At 61.6% G+C, this 15,766-nt stretch carries 16 protein-coding genes; 6 read left to right on the forward strand and 10 right to left on the reverse strand.

The window, feature by feature from the left end:
- Positions 1–19: 19 nt before the first annotated feature.
- The gene (locus AC0V6T_RS13155; protein WP_486127556.1) at positions 20–1,189 is read left to right on the forward strand and encodes an AI-2E family transporter; all 1,170 of its coding nucleotides are present in this window, start codon (positions 20–22) and stop codon (positions 1,187–1,189) included.
- Positions 1,190–1,202: 13 nt separating this feature from the next.
- Complete coding sequence (locus tag AC0V6T_RS13160) at positions 1,203–1,985, forward strand: M50 family metallopeptidase (RefSeq protein ID WP_486127558.1); 783 nt, start codon at positions 1,203–1,205, stop codon at positions 1,983–1,985.
- 6 nt (positions 1,986–1,991) lie between these two features.
- Here AC0V6T_RS13160 and AC0V6T_RS13165 read toward each other — a convergent pair whose 3' ends face one another.
- The 7 genes from AC0V6T_RS13165 to AC0V6T_RS13195 all read right to left on the reverse strand — a co-directional run bounded on the left by AC0V6T_RS13165 (position 1,992) and on the right by AC0V6T_RS13195 (position 7,194).
- A complete protein-coding gene (locus AC0V6T_RS13165) occupies positions 1,992–2,639 on the reverse strand; it encodes a hypothetical protein (protein ID WP_007165989.1) in 648 nt (215 codons plus the stop codon).
- A gap of 139 nt (positions 2,640–2,778) precedes the next feature.
- Complete coding sequence (locus AC0V6T_RS13170) at positions 2,779–3,408, reverse strand: lysophospholipid acyltransferase family protein (protein WP_486127560.1); 630 nt, start codon at positions 3,406–3,408, stop codon at positions 2,779–2,781.
- Between the two features lie 62 nt (positions 3,409–3,470).
- Entirely contained in the window at positions 3,471–3,722 is a 252-nt protein-coding gene (locus AC0V6T_RS13175; protein ID WP_486127562.1) for a hypothetical protein, read from the reverse strand.
- 4 nt (positions 3,723–3,726) lie between these two features.
- Positions 3,727–5,346, reverse strand: a complete 1,620-nt coding sequence (locus AC0V6T_RS13180) for a carboxyl transferase domain-containing protein (RefSeq protein ID WP_486127564.1) — start codon at positions 5,344–5,346, stop codon at positions 3,727–3,729.
- Positions 5,343–5,714, reverse strand: coding sequence for a hypothetical protein (locus AC0V6T_RS13185; protein ID WP_486127566.1), 372 nt, complete (start codon positions 5,712–5,714; stop codon positions 5,343–5,345). Before AC0V6T_RS13185 ends, AC0V6T_RS13180 begins: the two co-directional genes overlap by 4 nt.
- Complete coding sequence (locus AC0V6T_RS13190) at positions 5,714–6,025, reverse strand: DUF1330 domain-containing protein (protein ID WP_486127568.1); 312 nt, start codon at positions 6,023–6,025, stop codon at positions 5,714–5,716. The genes AC0V6T_RS13185 and AC0V6T_RS13190 overlap by 1 nt, the downstream gene beginning before the upstream one ends.
- Positions 6,025–7,194, reverse strand: a complete 1,170-nt coding sequence (locus tag AC0V6T_RS13195; protein WP_486127570.1) for an isovaleryl-CoA dehydrogenase — start codon at positions 7,192–7,194, stop codon at positions 6,025–6,027. The genes AC0V6T_RS13190 and AC0V6T_RS13195 overlap by 1 nt, the downstream gene beginning before the upstream one ends.
- A gap of 160 nt (positions 7,195–7,354) precedes the next feature.
- Here AC0V6T_RS13195 and AC0V6T_RS13200 point away from each other — a divergent pair, with 160 nt between their 5' ends.
- The 3 genes from AC0V6T_RS13200 to AC0V6T_RS13210 all read left to right on the forward strand — a co-directional run bounded on the left by AC0V6T_RS13200 (position 7,355) and on the right by AC0V6T_RS13210 (position 10,198).
- Positions 7,355–7,855, forward strand: coding sequence for a hypothetical protein (locus AC0V6T_RS13200; RefSeq protein ID WP_486127571.1), 501 nt, complete (start codon positions 7,355–7,357; stop codon positions 7,853–7,855).
- A 76-nt stretch (positions 7,856–7,931) separates the two neighbouring features.
- Complete coding sequence (locus AC0V6T_RS13205; protein ID WP_486128603.1) at positions 7,932–8,663, forward strand: ATP-binding cassette domain-containing protein; 732 nt, start codon at positions 7,932–7,934, stop codon at positions 8,661–8,663.
- Positions 8,660–10,198, forward strand: a complete 1,539-nt coding sequence (locus AC0V6T_RS13210) for an ABC transporter permease/substrate-binding protein (protein ID WP_486127573.1) — start codon at positions 8,660–8,662, stop codon at positions 10,196–10,198. The genes AC0V6T_RS13205 and AC0V6T_RS13210 overlap by 4 nt, the downstream gene beginning before the upstream one ends.
- 89 nt (positions 10,199–10,287) lie before the next feature.
- On the opposite strand, the gene AC0V6T_RS13215 is transcribed toward AC0V6T_RS13210, so the two are convergent.
- Genes AC0V6T_RS13215 through lgt form a run of 3 tightly spaced genes read right to left on the reverse strand, consistent with a single transcriptional unit; the run spans position 10,288 to position 13,832 of the window.
- Positions 10,288–10,719: a DUF2147 domain-containing protein gene (locus AC0V6T_RS13215; protein WP_486127575.1), complete on the reverse strand. Its 432-nt coding sequence runs from the start codon at positions 10,717–10,719 to the stop codon at positions 10,288–10,290.
- A gap of 57 nt (positions 10,720–10,776) precedes the next feature.
- Complete coding sequence (locus tag AC0V6T_RS13220; RefSeq protein ID WP_486127577.1) at positions 10,777–13,065, reverse strand: class I SAM-dependent methyltransferase; 2,289 nt, start codon at positions 13,063–13,065, stop codon at positions 10,777–10,779.
- Complete coding sequence (gene lgt / locus AC0V6T_RS13225; protein ID WP_486127579.1) at positions 12,957–13,832, reverse strand: prolipoprotein diacylglyceryl transferase; 876 nt, start codon at positions 13,830–13,832, stop codon at positions 12,957–12,959. The genes AC0V6T_RS13220 and lgt overlap by 109 nt, the downstream gene beginning before the upstream one ends.
- 215 nt (positions 13,833–14,047) lie before the next feature.
- Here lgt and AC0V6T_RS13230 point away from each other — a divergent pair, with 215 nt between their 5' ends.
- Positions 14,048–15,766, forward strand: coding sequence for a class I adenylate-forming enzyme family protein (locus AC0V6T_RS13230; RefSeq protein ID WP_486127581.1), 1,719 nt, complete (start codon positions 14,048–14,050; stop codon positions 15,764–15,766).

The following is a 15,766-nucleotide window of genomic DNA, read 5'->3' on the forward strand; positions in this document are numbered from 1 at the left end:
AGCGCCGACATCTCGTTTCATGTCAGAGCAGGAACCCAACGACACCAGCGCGCTCGAACATTGGAGCTTTCTGCTGATCCTGGCAGTGGTTTCGATCCTGTTCGTGTGGGTCACCTGGCCCTTTGTTGGCCCGGTTATGTGGGCGGCGCTTGCCGCGATCATGTTCCAGCCGCTGTACAAGTGGTCGCTCACAAAAACGCGCGGGCGGCGCAACCTTGCCGCCAGCCTGTCTTTGCTGATCATCTTCGTGGCGGTTCTGCTGCCCGCGCTGTGGATCGGATCGCTAGTCCTCGATGAGGCAGTGGGCGTCATCAATGCGTTGCAGGCGAACCCGATCGACATCGCCCAAACTGTCAATTCGATCTTTTCGATCCTCCCGGATTCGCTCCAGCGCATGGCTCTCGAAAATGGCTGGACCAACGTGAGTGTGATGCAAGATCGGCTTGAGAGCCTGCTTGGCGAAAGCGCCGGGCTTATCGCTCAGTCGGCGGTCTCGATTGGCAGCGGCGCGCTTGGCTTTTTCCTGAGCTTCGGCATCGGGCTGTATGTCCTGTTCTTCCTGCTTCGCGACGGTTCGCGCATCGGAGAGACGATCCTTCATTCAGCCCCGATCGAGCGTGAGATTGCCGACAGGCTGGCAGATCGGTTCCTCGGGATCGTGCGCGCCGTGATCAAGGGATCGGGCGTCGTCGGCCTTGTTCAAGGCACGCTGGGCGGCATCATGCTGGCGCTTGCGGGCGTGCCATCGGCGCTGTTGCTGGGCGTCCTGATGGCGATCCTCGCACTGATCCCGGCGGTTGGCACGGCGCTGGTCTGGGCGCCTGCCGGTATATGGCTCATCATCGCGGGCGAGGTCTGGACGGGCGCATTCGTGCTCGCGGCCGGCACTATCGTGATCGCCAGCGTCGACAATGTGCTCCGACCCATCCTGGTGGGCCGCGACACGGGCATTCCCGACTGGATTGTCCTCGTGACCACGCTCGGCGGCATTTCGCTCGCCGGGTTCTCGGGCATCGTACTTGGCCCGCTGGTCGCAGGCCTGTTCCTTGCGAGTTGGTCAATCCTGCAGGAACAGCGCGCAGAGGATGAGGAGGCGATCGCCAAATATCGTCTGAGGGTCGGACCCGACGGCAAGACCCGCTCCGATGAAGAGCTCGCAGCAGACGCGGCGTCGAGAGAGGCCGCCTGACGCGATGCAGTCGATGGTTCAACCCGGCAGTCAGGCTGAGCAGGTCGGTAGGCTCGTTCTTGCCGTGGCGGTGGTGATCTTCTTGCCGTCGCTGCCTTTCGGGACCTATCTGATCTACCCGTTTGCAATCCTCACCACATGGTTCCACGAAATGGGCCACGGCCTCATGGCAATCGCGATGGGGCAGGAGTTCGACCGGCTGATGATCTTTGCCGATGGGTCGGGCGTCGCCGAAAGTCGGCTCAACATGGATGTCTCGCGCTTCACCCGCGCGATAATTGCCGCAGGCGGGCCGCTTGGGCCGGTGCTGGCTGGCGCTGGTCTTATTATCGCAAGCGCGCATCAGCGCCTGTGGCGCCCGGTCCTTTGGGGCACGGCGGGCGCGATTTTCGCCTCGGTCATTATCTATGTCCGCTCGCCCGTGGGCTATGCGGTACTGCCGCTCGTGGCTGCGGGAATCTCGCTGATCGCGTGGAAGGCCTCGGACGGCATCGCGCGCTTCACGCTGCAATTCCTCGGCATCCTCGGCGCGATGAGCATGCTGCGCGATTTCAACTACCTGTTCACCGAAGAAGCCCTGATCGGCGGCGAGCGCATCCTGTCTGACACCGGAGCGATCGAAGCGGCGTTGGTGCTGCCGCACTGGGTGTGGGCAGCGCTGATCCTGACGATCTCGGTGGTGTCGGTCGGAGCGAGCCTCAAATATGCGCTCAGCGATAAGCGCCGCGTCCGCATAGCGCCCAAGCGCCCTGCCAATGTCCTGCAATTCAAGCGTTCGTCGCGAGACAAACGCTAGAGCGGATCAGTTTGCGCTGGATGCCACGCGGATCGTGTTGATGCCGCGCGCGCCATCACCCGTCTCTGCCGACAGCCCGATGAAGATCGTGTCGATAATGCGCGCCAGCTTGTCCTCGGTCAGCTTGTCGCCAAGATAGATCAGCGCGTCGGGCAGCGTATAATTCGAGACGATCTGGTTCACGAGACTGAGCGCTTCGTCGATTTCGAGGCCCGCCATGAAGCCGTCCGCCTGCGCCTGCACGATGATTTCGCAAAGGTAGTGGTCGGCAAGGTCGACATAGGACCGCACGCGCTCGAAATTTGCAGCGCCCATTTCGCAAAGCAGCGTGAAAGTCTCGGGATCCTTGCGGAAGCGATCGCGCGAAATCACGAAGCGGCTGCGGAAGAACTCATACATCTTGCGGTTGGAAGGCAAGTCGGCAGCGCGAACCTCTTCCATCGCTTCCATGTGCGGTGCGAGCCAAATCTGCGCGACCGCGTCGAACAGGTCATCGTAATCGGGGAAAATCTGCTCGAACCGGCTGCGCGCAAGGCCGCTTTCGGCAAGCGCGGTGGGATAGGAAATCTCCGCGCCGCGTTCCTTGACCATGTCGAGCACCATCCGACCGATGCGCGCTCGTTCTGCCTGCAATGTTTTCTCGCTGAGTGGCATTTGGGGACCGCCCTCCTGAAGCTCACGCCTAGATAGGGAGCGGGATGCTCACCTTAAAGACATATCTTCGCATTGATTTGTGCGCCGCAATATAACCACGCGGCCCACACTTCAAGTCAGCGCATTGCGACGGCAAGCCTCAGAATTCGTTGCGGCCCGCTATGATATCCCGCGCCTGCTGTTCGAGCACTTTGCAGCGTTCGAGGTCGGGGATCTTGGAGCGGAACCATTCTGCGATTTTCAGGAGATCTTCGCCATAATTGCCCGTTGGCATCATCGGCTGGCTGAATCCGATCGTGCGCTTGTCGTTGTCGGCATAGGCAAGGACGATTGGCACGCCGGCCGCCTTTGCGATGTTGTAGAAGCCCGATTTCCACTTTCCATCGGAGCTGCGCGTGCCTTCTGCGGCGATGACGAGATTTAGCTCCGCGCGGCGGGCGAACTCCTCTTTCATCTGCTCGATGGTTCCGGCGCGTCTTGTCCGGTCGACCGAGATGCCGCCCATGTCGAGCATGAAGTTTTTCATCGAGCCTTTGAAGAGCGTGTGCTTGCCCATGAAGTTGGGCTGCACATTCGAATGCTTGGTGGCGCCTGCAAAAAACACGAAGTCCCAGTTCGAGGTATGCGGCGCGCCTGCAATAACGCACTTCTTCACGCCCTCGGGAAAGCGCTCAACGATGCGCCAGCCCTTGAGCCAGTAGAAGAATAAGATGATCCGGTTCACGATCCGCGAGAGCAGCGTGACGTTACGGGTTTCGTTATATTGCAATTGTGCGTGATCCCTCTCTTGGCAACCTTGCTAGCAGTTACGTTGCGGAATGCGAGGGGGATTTAGTCGAGGTCGCGCAGCTCACCTCTTACCTCTTGCCAAGCCAGCCAGACATTTTCCGGGTCGATATCGATATATCCGCGTTTCTCGATCATCTGCAGGTGCTTATCTCGAGGAAGCGCTATGCACGGGGCCGTATCCCGTATGTGTAGTACCTCGGCCTCGGTGAGGGGCTCGCCCTTCTCGCGCTCTTTCGCGTGAAGAACAGCGACGAGCGCCGGCATTGGGACGATATCGAGCAGCTGATCAGTCATCGCATCACATCCGGAAAACACCAAACGCGGGACGATCCGCTATCGGAGCTTCCAGTGTCGCCGCGAAAGCGAGGCCGAGCACATCGCGGGTCTGCACTGGGTCGATCACGCCATCATCCCATAGGCGAGCGGTGGCGTAGTAGGGGTTGCCCTCGTCCTCGTATTTCTGGCGGATTGGAGCCTTGAAAGCCTCGGCCTCTTCCTCGGTCCAGCTGTCCGCGTCACGGTGGACGGTAGCGAGTACGCTTGCGGCCTGTTCGCCGCCCATCACGGAAATGCGTGCATTGGGCCATGTGAAGAGAAAGCGTGGGCTGTAGGCGCGGCCTGCCATGCCGTAATTGCCTGCACCAAAGCTGCCGCCGATGACGACGGTGATCTTGGGTACGGTCGCGGTGGCAACAGCGGTGACGAGTTTCGCGCCGTGTTTGGCAATGCCTTCCGCCTCGTATTTCCCGCCGACCATAAAGCCCGAGATGTTCTGAAGGAACAGCAGCGGAATGCGGCGCTGGCAGGCGAGCTCGATGAAATGCGCGCCTTTTTGTGCGCTCTCGGAAAACAGCACGCCATTGTTCGCCAGAATCGCGACCGGCATGCCCCAGATGTGAGCGAAGCCGCACACAAGAGTAGAGCCGTAATGCTGCTTGAACTCGTGAAACTCGCTGCCGTCGACGAGGCGGGCGATCACTTCCTTCACGTCGTAGGGCGCGCGCACATCGTCGGGGATGATCGAGTAGAGATCGTCGGCATCGAACTTCGGAGCGCGCGGCTCCTGGACCGCGATATTCTCGGCAGCGTCGGTGTTCGCGCCAAGCTGGCTGACGATATCGCGCACGATGGTGAGCGCGTGCTCGTCATTCTCCGCGAGGTGATCGACCACGCCCGATTTCTTGGCGTGCAGGTCGCCACCGCCCAAGTCCTCGGCACTGATTTCCTCGCCCGTCGCGGCCTTCACCAGCGGAGGGCCTGCAAGGAAGATCGTGCCCTGATTGCGCACGATCACGGTCTCGTCGGACATGGCCGGGACGTAAGCGCCGCCCGCAGTGCACGAGCCCATCACGCAAGCGATCTGCGGAATACCCAGCGCGCTCATGTTGGCCTGGTTGAAGAAGATGCGCCCGAAGTGATCGCGGTCGGGAAAGACCTCGGCCTGGTGCGGCAGGTTCGCCCCGCCTGAGTCGACGAGGTAGATGCACGGCAAACGGTTCTCTTGCGCGATTTCCTGCGCGCGAAGGTGCTTCTTGACCGTCATCGGATAGTAGGTGCCGCCCTTCACGGTCGCGTCGTTGCACACGATCATCACCTGACGGCCCGACACCCGCCCAATCCCGCAGATCAGCGAGGCCGCGTTGACCTGATCTTCTTCGGGCCCAACATACATGCCGTTGGCGGCAAGCTGGCCGATTTCGAGGAAGGGCGAACCGGGATCGAGCAGTCGCTCTACCCGCTCGCGCGGGAGCAGCTTGCCGCGCGACACATGACGCTCGCGGCTGCGCTCAGGCCCGCCCAAAGCGGCATCAGCCACCGCGCCGCGCAATTCGTCGGCAAGCGCCTTGTTGTGGTGAAACCGTGACTTCGCTTCGGGAGCTTCACGGTCGAGCTTGGTGGTGAGAACGGGTGCGGTCATGATCCCTCGATTTGGCTATGCGTCGCCTGCCAATGCCTCCAAGCGACGAAAAACACAAACGCTGCAAACGGCGCCTGGAAGGCGAGGCCGAAGTAGAACTGCTGATAGCCGAGCCCGAACGCGGTGTAGCCATTCACCAGCACGTTCGAGGTCATGATGAGAGCGCCCAGCACCACGGCCCATCGCTCGCGCAGCCAGATCAACAGCGCCGCCAGAGGATCGAGGAAAGTGAGGCTCGTCCAGTAAATGTTCCACGGCAGAGGGCGGAAATCGTAGGGCAGCCAGCCAAAGTTCATCAGGTCGAGCGTGTGCGTCGTCGTCCCCACGAGAAACCCGATCGTCCAGATCACCTTGGCGTAGACAGGCATCAGGTTCCAGGCAGGTCGCCGGGCTCCAGGCCCTTGACGATGATCGCTTCAGCCGTGCTGCCCGCATCACGAAATTTGCCGATCTCTTGATATTCGGGCGAGGTTAGCCAGGCGAAGAGCTGTTCCTTGGTCGGAAACTGCATCAGCACACTACGGGTGGCTTTCCAGTCACCGACCACGACTTGCGGCTCCTCATCGACGCTCAGCATGGTGCCGTCGAACTTCTCGAAAATTTCCATGAAGCGCTCTTCATATTTGTCGTACTGAGAGCGGTCGTGGATCGTCATGCGGCTGATCATGTAAACGGGCATCAGCCAGCCGCTCCGATCAATTCGCGCCCGATCAGCATCCGGCGAATCTCGTTCGTACCCGCGCCGATATCGAGCAGCTTTGCATCGCGCATGTAACGCTCGACCGGCCAGTCGAGCGTGTAGCCCGCGCCGCCCAATGCCTGAACGCTTTCGGCGGCGACCTTGAAGGCGCTTTCGCTCGCATACAGGATCACGCCCGCCGCATCGAAGCGCGTGGTCTGGTCGGCGTCGCAGGCCTTGGCCACAGCGTAGGTGTATGCCCGCGCAGTCTGAAGCGCGACATACATGTCGGCGACCTTCGCCTGCATCAGCTGGAAGGAGCCAATCGGCTTACCGAACTGCTTGCGCTCGCGCAGGTAGGGAATGACCGTGTCGAGACACGCCTGCATGATCCCGAGCTGAAGCCCCGCAAGCACCACGCGCTCGTAATCGAGACCGCTCATCAGCACACCGACGCCGCCGTTGACCGGACCCATCACGCGGTCTTCGGGAATGTGGCAATCGTCGAACACCAGCTCGGCGGTGGGTGAACCGCGCATGCCCACCTTTTCGATCTTCTGGCCGATGGAAAAGCCTTCATCGCCCTTTTCGATCAGGAAGGCGGTGATCCCGCGCGAGCCTGCATTGCCGTCGGTCTTGGCGTAAACGACCAGAGTGTCGGCATAGGTCGCGTTGGTGATCCAGAACTTGGTCCCGTTGAGCACATAGCCGCCCTGGACGGCTTCGGCCTTGAGCTTCATGGAAACAACGTCGGACCCGGCGCTCGCTTCGGACATCGCAAGACTGCCGACATGCTCGCCCGAAATCAGGCCGGGCAGGTACTTCGCCTTCTGCTCTTCGTTGCCCCAACGCCGAATCTGATTGATGCACAGGTTCGAGTGAGCGCCGTAGGAAAGGCCGAGCGAGGCGCTTGCGCGGCTGACTTCCTCGACCGCGATCACATGCTCGAGATAGCCGAGGCCCAGCCCGCCATCTTCCTCGTCCACGGTGATGCCGTGGAGGCCAAGCTCGCCCATTGCCTGCCAGAGTTCGTCCTGCGGGAAATAGTCTTCGCGGTCGATCTTCTCGGCAAGCGGCGCGATCTGCTCATCGGCAAAGCGGCCGACGGAATCGCGGATCATCTCGGCGCTTTCGCCAAGCTGGAAATCGAAATCGGGGGTAGCGCGCATTACTTTGTCTTTCGCTGTATTTCTATCGGCAGGCGATCCTCGCCAGCCCTCTCCGGTTGATTGTGCAAGGCCCTTAGCAAGTGCTTCGCCCAAGGCCAACGCTTGGCCGACAACGCTGCGCTTGGCGGATCGGATTTTCGCTTCTAGGCTTGGCGGCACCATGCAAATTCGAACACCGCTGATCGCCGCAATCGCCGTCGCTGGCATTCTCACGCTGGGCGCCTGCGCGGAAGAAACAGGGGGCGGCGAAGCCGAAAGCGCGCCCGCCGCCGACGCCGCAGGTGAGAGTGGGGGCGGCGGTTCCACCACCGAAAGCATCACATTGGCAGTCACGGACAGCGGCTGGTTGACTGTGGGAACCGACGGTGCGGTCCAGACAACCTTCTTTGATGAAGGCGGGCGCTACCGCGATCTGCGCAACGGAGCGCCATTTGCCCAAGGTTCGTGGGAACAGCGCCCCGACGGGACCATCTGCTTCGAACCCGATACCGGGCTGGGCGCATGCTGGGAGACCGAGGCGGAGGACGAGAACGGTCTCGTCATCGCGACCAACGGCGACGGCAAGTCGATCGAGATCAAGCGCGTGACCTATCTCCCCCCACCCGCTGAGGAGGAGGCAGAAGCGGAAAGCGACGCCGATCCCGCCGGGGACGGGGGCTAAAGCCATCACCACTGCAAGCACAACCGGGGGCGCGATCCTGCGCTTCGATCAGGCCGAGCGGCGCTATGGCGATGTCATCGCCGTGGGCGGCGTCAGTTGCGAGATCGCGGCGGGCAGCTTTGTTGCGCTGGTCGGATCGTCAGGGTCGGGTAAATCGACGCTGCTCAAGATGGTCAACACGCTGGTCGAGCCGACCGGCGGGCGGGTGCTTTTCGCTGGCGAAGACGTGACCAGCCTGCGCTCCGCACAGCTGCGGCGGCGGGTTGGTTACGTGTTTCAGGGGATCGGGCTGTTCCCGCATTTCACTGTGGGCGAAAACATCGCGATCGGGCCGAGGCTTGCAGGCGAGGCCCTGCCGCCCGAGCGGATCGCAGAACTTCTCACTCTGGTCGAACTCGAACCCGACATGGCGAGCCGCATGCCAGACGAGCTTTCGGGCGGACAGCGTCAGCGCGTCGGCGTGGCACGGGCGCTTGCAGGCGAACCCGAACTCCTCATCATGGACGAACCTTTCGGCGCTCTCGATCCGATCACCCGCGACGCTTTGGGCGAGAAGGTTCGCGAACTGCACGAAAAGCTAGGCCTCACCACGATCATGGTCACGCACGACATGGCCGAGGCATTGCTCCTCGCCGACCGAGTGCTGGTGATGAGCCACGGCGAACTCGTGGCCGACGAAACGCCGCGCGGTCTTCTTGGCGGAGCGGGCGGAGAAATCGCTCAAGGGCTGGTCGCTGTCCCCCGCCAACAGGCGGAGAAGCTCGCCGACATGGAAGGCCGCCTCACCCACGAAGAGAAGACGCCGTGAGCGAGATTTTCGAGATTCTGCTCGGCCTTGGTGACAAGTTTGCCGCTCACATTGTGCTCGCCGCCAGCGCAATCGGGCTGGGCATAATCGTCGCGCTGCCCCTCGCTGTATGGGCAAGCCGGTCGGCGACGGTTTCTCGCATTGCGCTCGGTTTTGCGAGCCTCGTGCAGACGATCCCGGCGCTTGCGCTCCTAGCGCTGTTCTTCCCGATACTGCTCAGTTTGAGAGCGGTGTTCGGTGAGGATTTGCCGACGCTCGGTTTCCTGCCTGCACTTCTCGCGCTTGCACTTTATGCCCTGCTGCCGATCCTGAGGAACGCCGTCACTGCACAGGCCAATCTCGATCCCGGCGTGCTCGAAGCGGCTGACGGAGTGGGCATGACTTCGTGGCAGAAACTCACGCTGGTCGAAGCACCTCTTTCCGCGCCCTTCATCATGGCCGGCATCCGCACCGCGAGCGTGTGGACCATCGGTGCGGCGACCCTTTCGACCACCATCGGGCAGCCGAGCCTTGGCGATCCGATCTTTGCAGGGCTTCAGACGCAGAACTGGGCGCTGGTGCTTGCAGGATGCATTGCGAGTGCGGGGCTGGCGCTGGTCGTCGATGCCCTGCTGGGCGTGATCGAGAACGGCTTTGCCAAGCGCAGCCGCCTGCAATGGGGCGCTGGGGTTGCGGCGGTGGCGCTGGGTCTTGGTGGCGCGCTCTACTACCAGAGTGGTGGGGACGACGAGGACACCATCGTCATCGCGTCAAAGCAGTTCTCCGAACAATACATTCTTGCGCAATTGATCGGCTCGCAGCTCGAAGAAGCCGGGTTCGACGTCGAATATCGCGACGGGCTTGGCAGCGCGGTCGTGCACAGCGCGGTCGCCAATTCGAGCATCGATATCTCGGTCGATTACACCGGCACGATCTGGACCAACGAGCTGGAACGCACCGACAATCCGGGCCGCGAGGAGATGTACCAAACCATCGTCGAGTGGGAACGTGAGAACACCGGCGTTCGCGTGCTTGGGCGGCTAGGATTCGAAAACGCCTACGCCTTTGCAATGCGGGAGGACCGGGCGGCAGAGCTAGGCGTTTCCTCGCTCGAGGATCTCGTGCCCTACGGACCGCAGCTGGCGGTTGGAGGCGATCCGGAATTCTTCGAACGGCCCGAATGGATTGCGGTTCGCGATGCCTATGGGCTGCGGTTTGGTGAGACGCGCAATTTCTCACCCACCTTCATGTACAACGCCCTGCGCTCTGGCGAGGCCGACGTGATCAGCGCCTACACCTCCGACGGTCGCATCGCGGCGGATCGGCTGGTCGTGCTCGCAGACCCGCGCGAGGCTCTCCCGAGCTATGACGCGATGATCATGATGAGCCCGCGGATAGCCGAAAACGAGGAGATCGCCCGCGCGCTTGAACCGCTGATCGGCGCGATTTCGGTCGAGGCCATGCGCGAGGCCAATTTCGCCGTCGACCGCGAAGGCGAAGGCAAACTTGGCCCGAAAGAGGCGGCGGAAGAACTGGCTGACAAGATCGGTCTGTGACCACCGCAAGCCCGACCGGGCGCCCGCAGCGGGCGCAGCTATGCTGCGCGTCTAGCGAGGAAGCGTCCGCGGATGCGGGCGCTCAAACCCTAACGCGCCTTGCGCCAGACTTGCGCTTGGCAGAACGGTCCGATGCAACCGCGCACTTCTATCGTGTTCGGACCCGTGCGGCGGATCACCGAGCGGTAGCTCTTGCCGCTCTTGGGATCGTAGATACGCCCACGCCACAGGTCGTCGTCGCGGCGGAACTGCGTGAGGATGGGCAGGCCGAGCAGGCGCCGACGGCGCAGCTCGGGCTCAGGATTGTTGATGTCGCGTTGGTCGAGGCCATCGGGCGGCGGAACGAGAAATCGTGCAATCGTACCGCAGGTCACGGAGCCGCATGGCTTGATCTCTACAATCGCATCGCGTTCTTCGGTGACCCAGCGGCCCGAAATGGGCTCAGCAGCAAGCGCCGATGTCGCGCTCAGCATCAGGGCCGAAAGGGTTGTAACAAGGCCCATAAATGCGCGCGCGATCATATTCGGTCTCCAGCTGCTCCGCAGATATATACGCACGAAACGCGCTTGGGGTTACAATCAATCGAAGCCCACGCCAATCGGCCAGCGGCGGCCGCAAATGCCCAGCACCTTGAATAAGAGGCCCATCTGGCCGTCATCCACGAGCCGGTCGAACTGACGTTTGAGCTTGTCCTTTTCAGCCGGGTTCTTGCGCTGGAGCGCTTCGAGCCGGGTCTCTATCCCCATCTGGCGGAGCCATTCGCCTTGCATTTGCAGGCCCATCACGTCTGCGCCGTTCTTTTCGGCGACGTCCTTGAGCATTTCGAAATCGACGTGTGCGGTTAAATCCGCCTGTCCCGGGTGAGCGAAGACATCGACCTTCTCGTGACTGCGGATCGCCTGAAGGGTCGAGCCTGCGCGCAGTTCAAAGGCGCCATAGTCAATGATGAGCGCCGCGCCGCCCTGCTCTTTCAGGCGACCGGCGATTTCCTGCATCACCGCGCTTGCCGCAGCGCTGGTTTCGATCATCGTGCCCTGGCTCGCGCTCTTCCAGCTGCGCGGAACGATTGAATCCATCGGTTTGTCGCCTGCGACGAACACGAATTCATCGTCTTCGAGACCGACCAAGCGCTCATGCCAGCCATTGGCGCTGCGAACGAGCTGGTGGATCGGCAGCGCGTCGAAGAACTCGTTGGCGACAATCAGCAACGGCGCATCGTCCGGAAGCGTCGAGAGGTCGTCGTGATGCTGAGCATCCGGAAACGCTTCGAGCTGGATCTTGCGCAGGGCTGGCGAGGTTTCCACGAAGTGGACCTGCGGTGCGAACTCATAGCGCGCCGCCGTGCGCAGCGCATCGCTTGCCAGCGTCCCGCGTCCGGGGCCAAGCTCGACATAGTGGATACGCTTACGCGATCCCATCCGGACCCACAGATCGGCCAGCCATAGCCCGATAAGCTCGCCGAACATCTGGCTGACTTCAGGCGCGGTGATAAAGTCGGCGTCCTCACCCAGCGGATCGCGGCTGGTGTAGTAGCGCATATTGCTCTCGGCCATGTAGTGAGCGAGGCTGATCGGGCCGGTTTCCTTGATGAGGCGACGGAAGGTCTTGCCGAGATCGCGGGCCTTGGCCTTGGCTTCCTTTTCGGCTTTGGCGGCGTCGGCCTTCGCCTTCTTTTCAGCCTCGCGCTTTGCCTTATCCTCGGCCGCCTTGCGCGCCTTCTCTTCGGCCTCCGCCTTAGCCTTGGCTTCGGCTTCTTCCTTGGCCTTGGCTTTGGCTTCCGCTTCTTCGCGCGCCTTGCGCTCGGTCTCCTCCTTGGCTTTCCTTTCGGCCTGGGCTTTTGCCTTGGCTTTGGCTTCCGCTTCTTCGCGCGCCTTGCGCTCGGTCTCCTCCTTGGCTTTCCTTTCGGCCTGGGCTTTTGCCTTGGCTTCAGCTTCGGCCTTTGCTTTTTGTTCCGCCTCGCGTTTTGCCTTTGCTTCGGCCTCTTTCTTCGCCTTGGCCGCGGCTTCGCGCTTGGCTTTTTCCTCAGCCTCTTTCTTGGCCTTGGCCTCTGCCTCGCGGCGGGCTTCTTCTTCTGCTTCTTTCTTGGCCTTTGCCTCAGCTTCTGCCTTGGCTTTCGCCTCCGCTTCTTCGCGTGCCTTACGCTCGGCTTGTTCTCTGGCCTTCTTTTCCGCTTCCTCTCGCGCCTTGCGTTCGGCTTCCTCTTTGGCTTTGCGCTCTGCCTCGACCTTGGCCTTTTCCTCGGCCTCTTTCTTGGCTTTGGCCTCAGCTTCCTTGCGAGCCTTTTCTTCGGCCTCCTTGCGCGCTTTCTCCTCGGCGGCTTTACGCGCTTTCTCTTCCGCCTCGGCTTTCGCCGTGGCCTTGGCCTCAGCTTCTGCCTTGGCTTTGGCTTCCGCCTCTTCGCGCGCCTTACGCTCGGCCTCTTCCCTGGCCTTCTTCTCTGCCTCTGCCTTGGCCTTGGCCGCGGCTTCAGCTTTCGCTTTTTCTTCTGCCTCGCGCCTGGCCTTTTCTTCGGCCTCCTTCTTCGCCTGCGCTTCGGCCTCGGCTTTCGCTTTATGGCGAGCGGCCTTGGCAGCCTCCTCGGCGGCGCGCGCTTCCTCTTCTTCGAGAGCCTTAGCCGCCGCGACCGCTTCGGCAGCTTTCAGGCGCGCGGCATCCTTCGCAGGCTCGGCCTGCGTGTCGATCGGGACTTCTGTCTCGGTGCCGTCAGGCTCGATCAGCCGCAGCGTGGTGCAGCGCTGAACGGCGAGCGTTATTGCGCCTAGGCGGGATTGGTCGCCGCGCTCGTCGCTCCGGTTCCCACGGGCTTTCTCGTCACGGCGTAGATCGTGACAATCAATCCAATCAGTATCAGCGGTATTGTTAGCCATTGACCCATCGATAGCCCGGTTCGCGCGGCAAAGTCAGCCAGTTGTGCATCGGGCTCGCGGAAAAATTCGTTAACGAAGCGCGCAAGCCCCATGCCGAGCGTGAAGATGCCCACCAGCAGACCCGGGCGATACCGCGCCTTCGTCTTCCAGAACAGCAGCATGAGGACAACAAGCAGCGCGAGGCCTTCAAGACCTGCCTGGTAAAGCTGGCTGGGGTGACGTGCGACTTCGCCTGCGCGCGGGAACACCATCGCCCAAGGGACATCGCTCACACGGCCCCACAATTCGCCATTGTTGAAGTTCGCAAGACGCCCAAGCAGCATCCCCATCGGCACGTTGACCGCGATATAGTCGCACACGCGCAGGAAGGAGAGGTTGCCGCTGCGCGACACCCAGGCGATCGCGACCAGCACACCGATCAGCCCGCCATGAAAGCTCATCCCGCCTTCCCACAGCTTGAGAACATCAAGCGGGTTCGACCAAAGGTCGGGTTGATAGAAGATCGAATATCCCAGCCGTCCGCCGATGATGACGCCGAGCGTGCAGTAGAAAAACAGGTCGTCCGCATGCCGCTGAGCCATGGGCGCGCCGGGTGCCTTGATCATCTTTGACAGGTGCCAATAAGCGAACACCACGCCGAGCAGGTAGGCGAGCGAATAATATCGCAGCTGGAACCCGCCAATCTCGAACAAATAGGGGCTTAGACCCAAATCGGACCAGTAGATCGGGTCAGCAGCGCCGCCGCTTGCAGCAAGTAGTGACAGCACGGATGGAACCTCTTAATGGTAATGATACGCCGTATCGACGCAGCCTTATGCGTTGCAGCGGCTTGTGGCACAGCAAGGGGCCGGGGGAAAGTGTCTCGGACAAAACCCGACAGGCGTGCCTGATGAGAGACAAGGGGGTGCCGCTAACCCCGATTGCGGCATCGAAGAGGACAACTTCGCCCCGTGAAGAGGCGAGACCAAGGAGAGAAACACGCATGCCCACACAGCTGGACAATGCACTTGAAGCAATCATGGCAGAACTGACCAAGGAAGGTCAGCCGTTCCACACGACGCCGTATGAGCGTGACGGAACCTCGATGCCCGCATTCACGGTCGCACCGCCCACGCTCGCGCATTACTTTGCGCACTTCTGCAACGAGCATAAGGACGTGCCTTTCATCGTCGATGGCGATGTGCGCCTGACTTTCGGCGAAGCGTACGGCGCTGCGATGTGTGTCGCGGAAAGCCTCGTGACCGAGCATGGCATCGAGAAAGGCGACCGTGTTGGGATCGCGGCGCGCAATTCGGCCAACTGGATGATCGCTTACATGGGCATCGCGATGGCTGGCGGCTGCGTGACGTTGCTCAATGGCTTCTGGGGCGGTGAAGAGCTCGCCTATGGTATCCGCCTTGCCGAGTGCAAGATCGTGCTTGCCGATGCGGGCCGAGCCAAGCGCCTTGACGGAACCGAGCACGGCGCAAAGCTGGTGATGATGGACCACAACGCTCCGGCAGAAGGTCTCGCCAATGTCTGGAAGGCACCGGCAGATCAGGCAAGCTCGGTCGCCATGCAGATGCTGGGTCAGCTTGGTCCGGACGATCTCGCAACAATCCTCTACACTTCGGGTTCGACAGGCAATTCCAAAGGCGCCTGGTCAGATCACCGCGGCGTTGTCGCAGGCGTCATGAGCTATGTCAGCCAGAGCGCGATGGCCAAGATCCTGCTCGAAAGCCGGGGCGAGGACGTGAGCGCACAGCCTTGCGCGCTGGTCGCCGTGCCGCTGTTCCACGTGACCGGCGAAGTGCCGCTCTTCCTTCAAAGCTACGCGATTGCTCGCAAGCTCGTCCTCATGCCCAAGTGGGATGCGGAAGAAGCGCTGCGTTTGATGGATGCGGAAAAGGTCACCTATTTCGTCGGCGTTCCGCTGATGAGCTACGAGATCGCAACCCATCCGAACCGCGAGAAGTACGACCTGTCGGCGTGCAAGAGCTTTGCTGCCGGTGGCGCCCCGCGCCCGGTCGAGCATGTCACCAAGATCAAGGAAGCCTTCCCCGGCGGGTTCCCGCTGCTTGGTTACGGCCTCACCGAAACGAATGCGGTCGGCTGCGGGAACTTCAACGAAAACTACCTCGCCAAGCCCGGTTCGACCGGACGTCCGTCACAGCCCATGGTAGAACTTGGCATCCTCGACGACGATGGCAATCACCTCGAACAGGGCAAGGTCGGCGAGGTCTGCATCCGCTCTGTCGCGAATTTCCGCGGTTACTGGAACAACGAGGAGGCCACCAAGGCCGCTTTTACCGACGACCAGTTCTTCCGCACCGGCGACCTCGGTTATGTCGATGAGGACGGCTATCTCTTCATCGTCGACCGCAAGAAGGACATCATCATCCGCGGCGGTGAGAACATCACCTGCATCGAGGTCGAAGACGCGATCTACGCGCATGACGACATCGCCGAATGCTCGGTCTTCGGCCTGCCGGATGAGCGCATGGGCGAAGTGCCTGCCGCGATCTTCCGCGTGAAGAACGGACGCGATGCCGTCAGCGCCGCGCAATTGCGCGAATTCCTGCTGTCGCGCATTGCCCCCTTCAAGGTGCCACTCGAAGAGCATATCTGGGTAACCGATGAACCGCTCCCACGCCTTGGCACCCAGAAGATCGACAAGAAGAGCTTGCGCGAAGCCTACACCAAGCAGCTTGCCGCTGCCTGA

The organism is Erythrobacter sp. S158 (genome assembly GCF_057364915.1).

Excerpts from the sequence above, each read along its gene's own strand:
- AC0V6T_RS13155 (WP_486127556.1), top strand. The coding sequence starts at position 20 with ATGTCAGAGCAGGAACCCAACGACACCAGCGCGCTCGAACATTGGAGC.
- AC0V6T_RS13160 (WP_486127558.1), top strand. The coding sequence starts at position 1,203 with ATGGTTCAACCCGGCAGTCAGGCTGAGCAGGTCGGTAGGCTCGTTCTT.
- AC0V6T_RS13165 (WP_007165989.1), bottom strand. The coding sequence starts at position 2,639 with ATGCCACTCAGCGAGAAAACATTGCAGGCAGAACGAGCGCGCATCGGT.
- AC0V6T_RS13175 (WP_486127562.1), bottom strand. The coding sequence starts at position 3,722 with ATGACTGATCAGCTGCTCGATATCGTCCCAATGCCGGCGCTCGTCGCT.
- AC0V6T_RS13180 (WP_486127564.1), bottom strand. The coding sequence starts at position 5,346 with ATGACCGCACCCGTTCTCACCACCAAGCTCGACCGTGAAGCTCCCGAA.
- AC0V6T_RS13185 (WP_486127566.1), bottom strand. The coding sequence starts at position 5,714 with ATGCCTGTCTACGCCAAGGTGATCTGGACGATCGGGTTTCTCGTGGGG.
- AC0V6T_RS13190 (WP_486127568.1), bottom strand. The coding sequence starts at position 6,025 with ATGCCCGTTTACATGATCAGCCGCATGACGATCCACGACCGCTCTCAG.
- AC0V6T_RS13195 (WP_486127570.1), bottom strand. The coding sequence starts at position 7,194 with ATGCGCGCTACCCCCGATTTCGATTTCCAGCTTGGCGAAAGCGCCGAG.
- AC0V6T_RS13200 (WP_486127571.1), top strand. The coding sequence starts at position 7,355 with ATGCAAATTCGAACACCGCTGATCGCCGCAATCGCCGTCGCTGGCATT.
- AC0V6T_RS13215 (WP_486127575.1), bottom strand. The coding sequence starts at position 10,719 with ATGATCGCGCGCGCATTTATGGGCCTTGTTACAACCCTTTCGGCCCTG.
- AC0V6T_RS13220 (WP_486127577.1), bottom strand. The coding sequence starts at position 13,065 with ATGGCTAACAATACCGCTGATACTGATTGGATTGATTGTCACGATCTA.
- AC0V6T_RS13230 (WP_486127581.1), top strand. The coding sequence starts at position 14,048 with ATGCCCACACAGCTGGACAATGCACTTGAAGCAATCATGGCAGAACTG.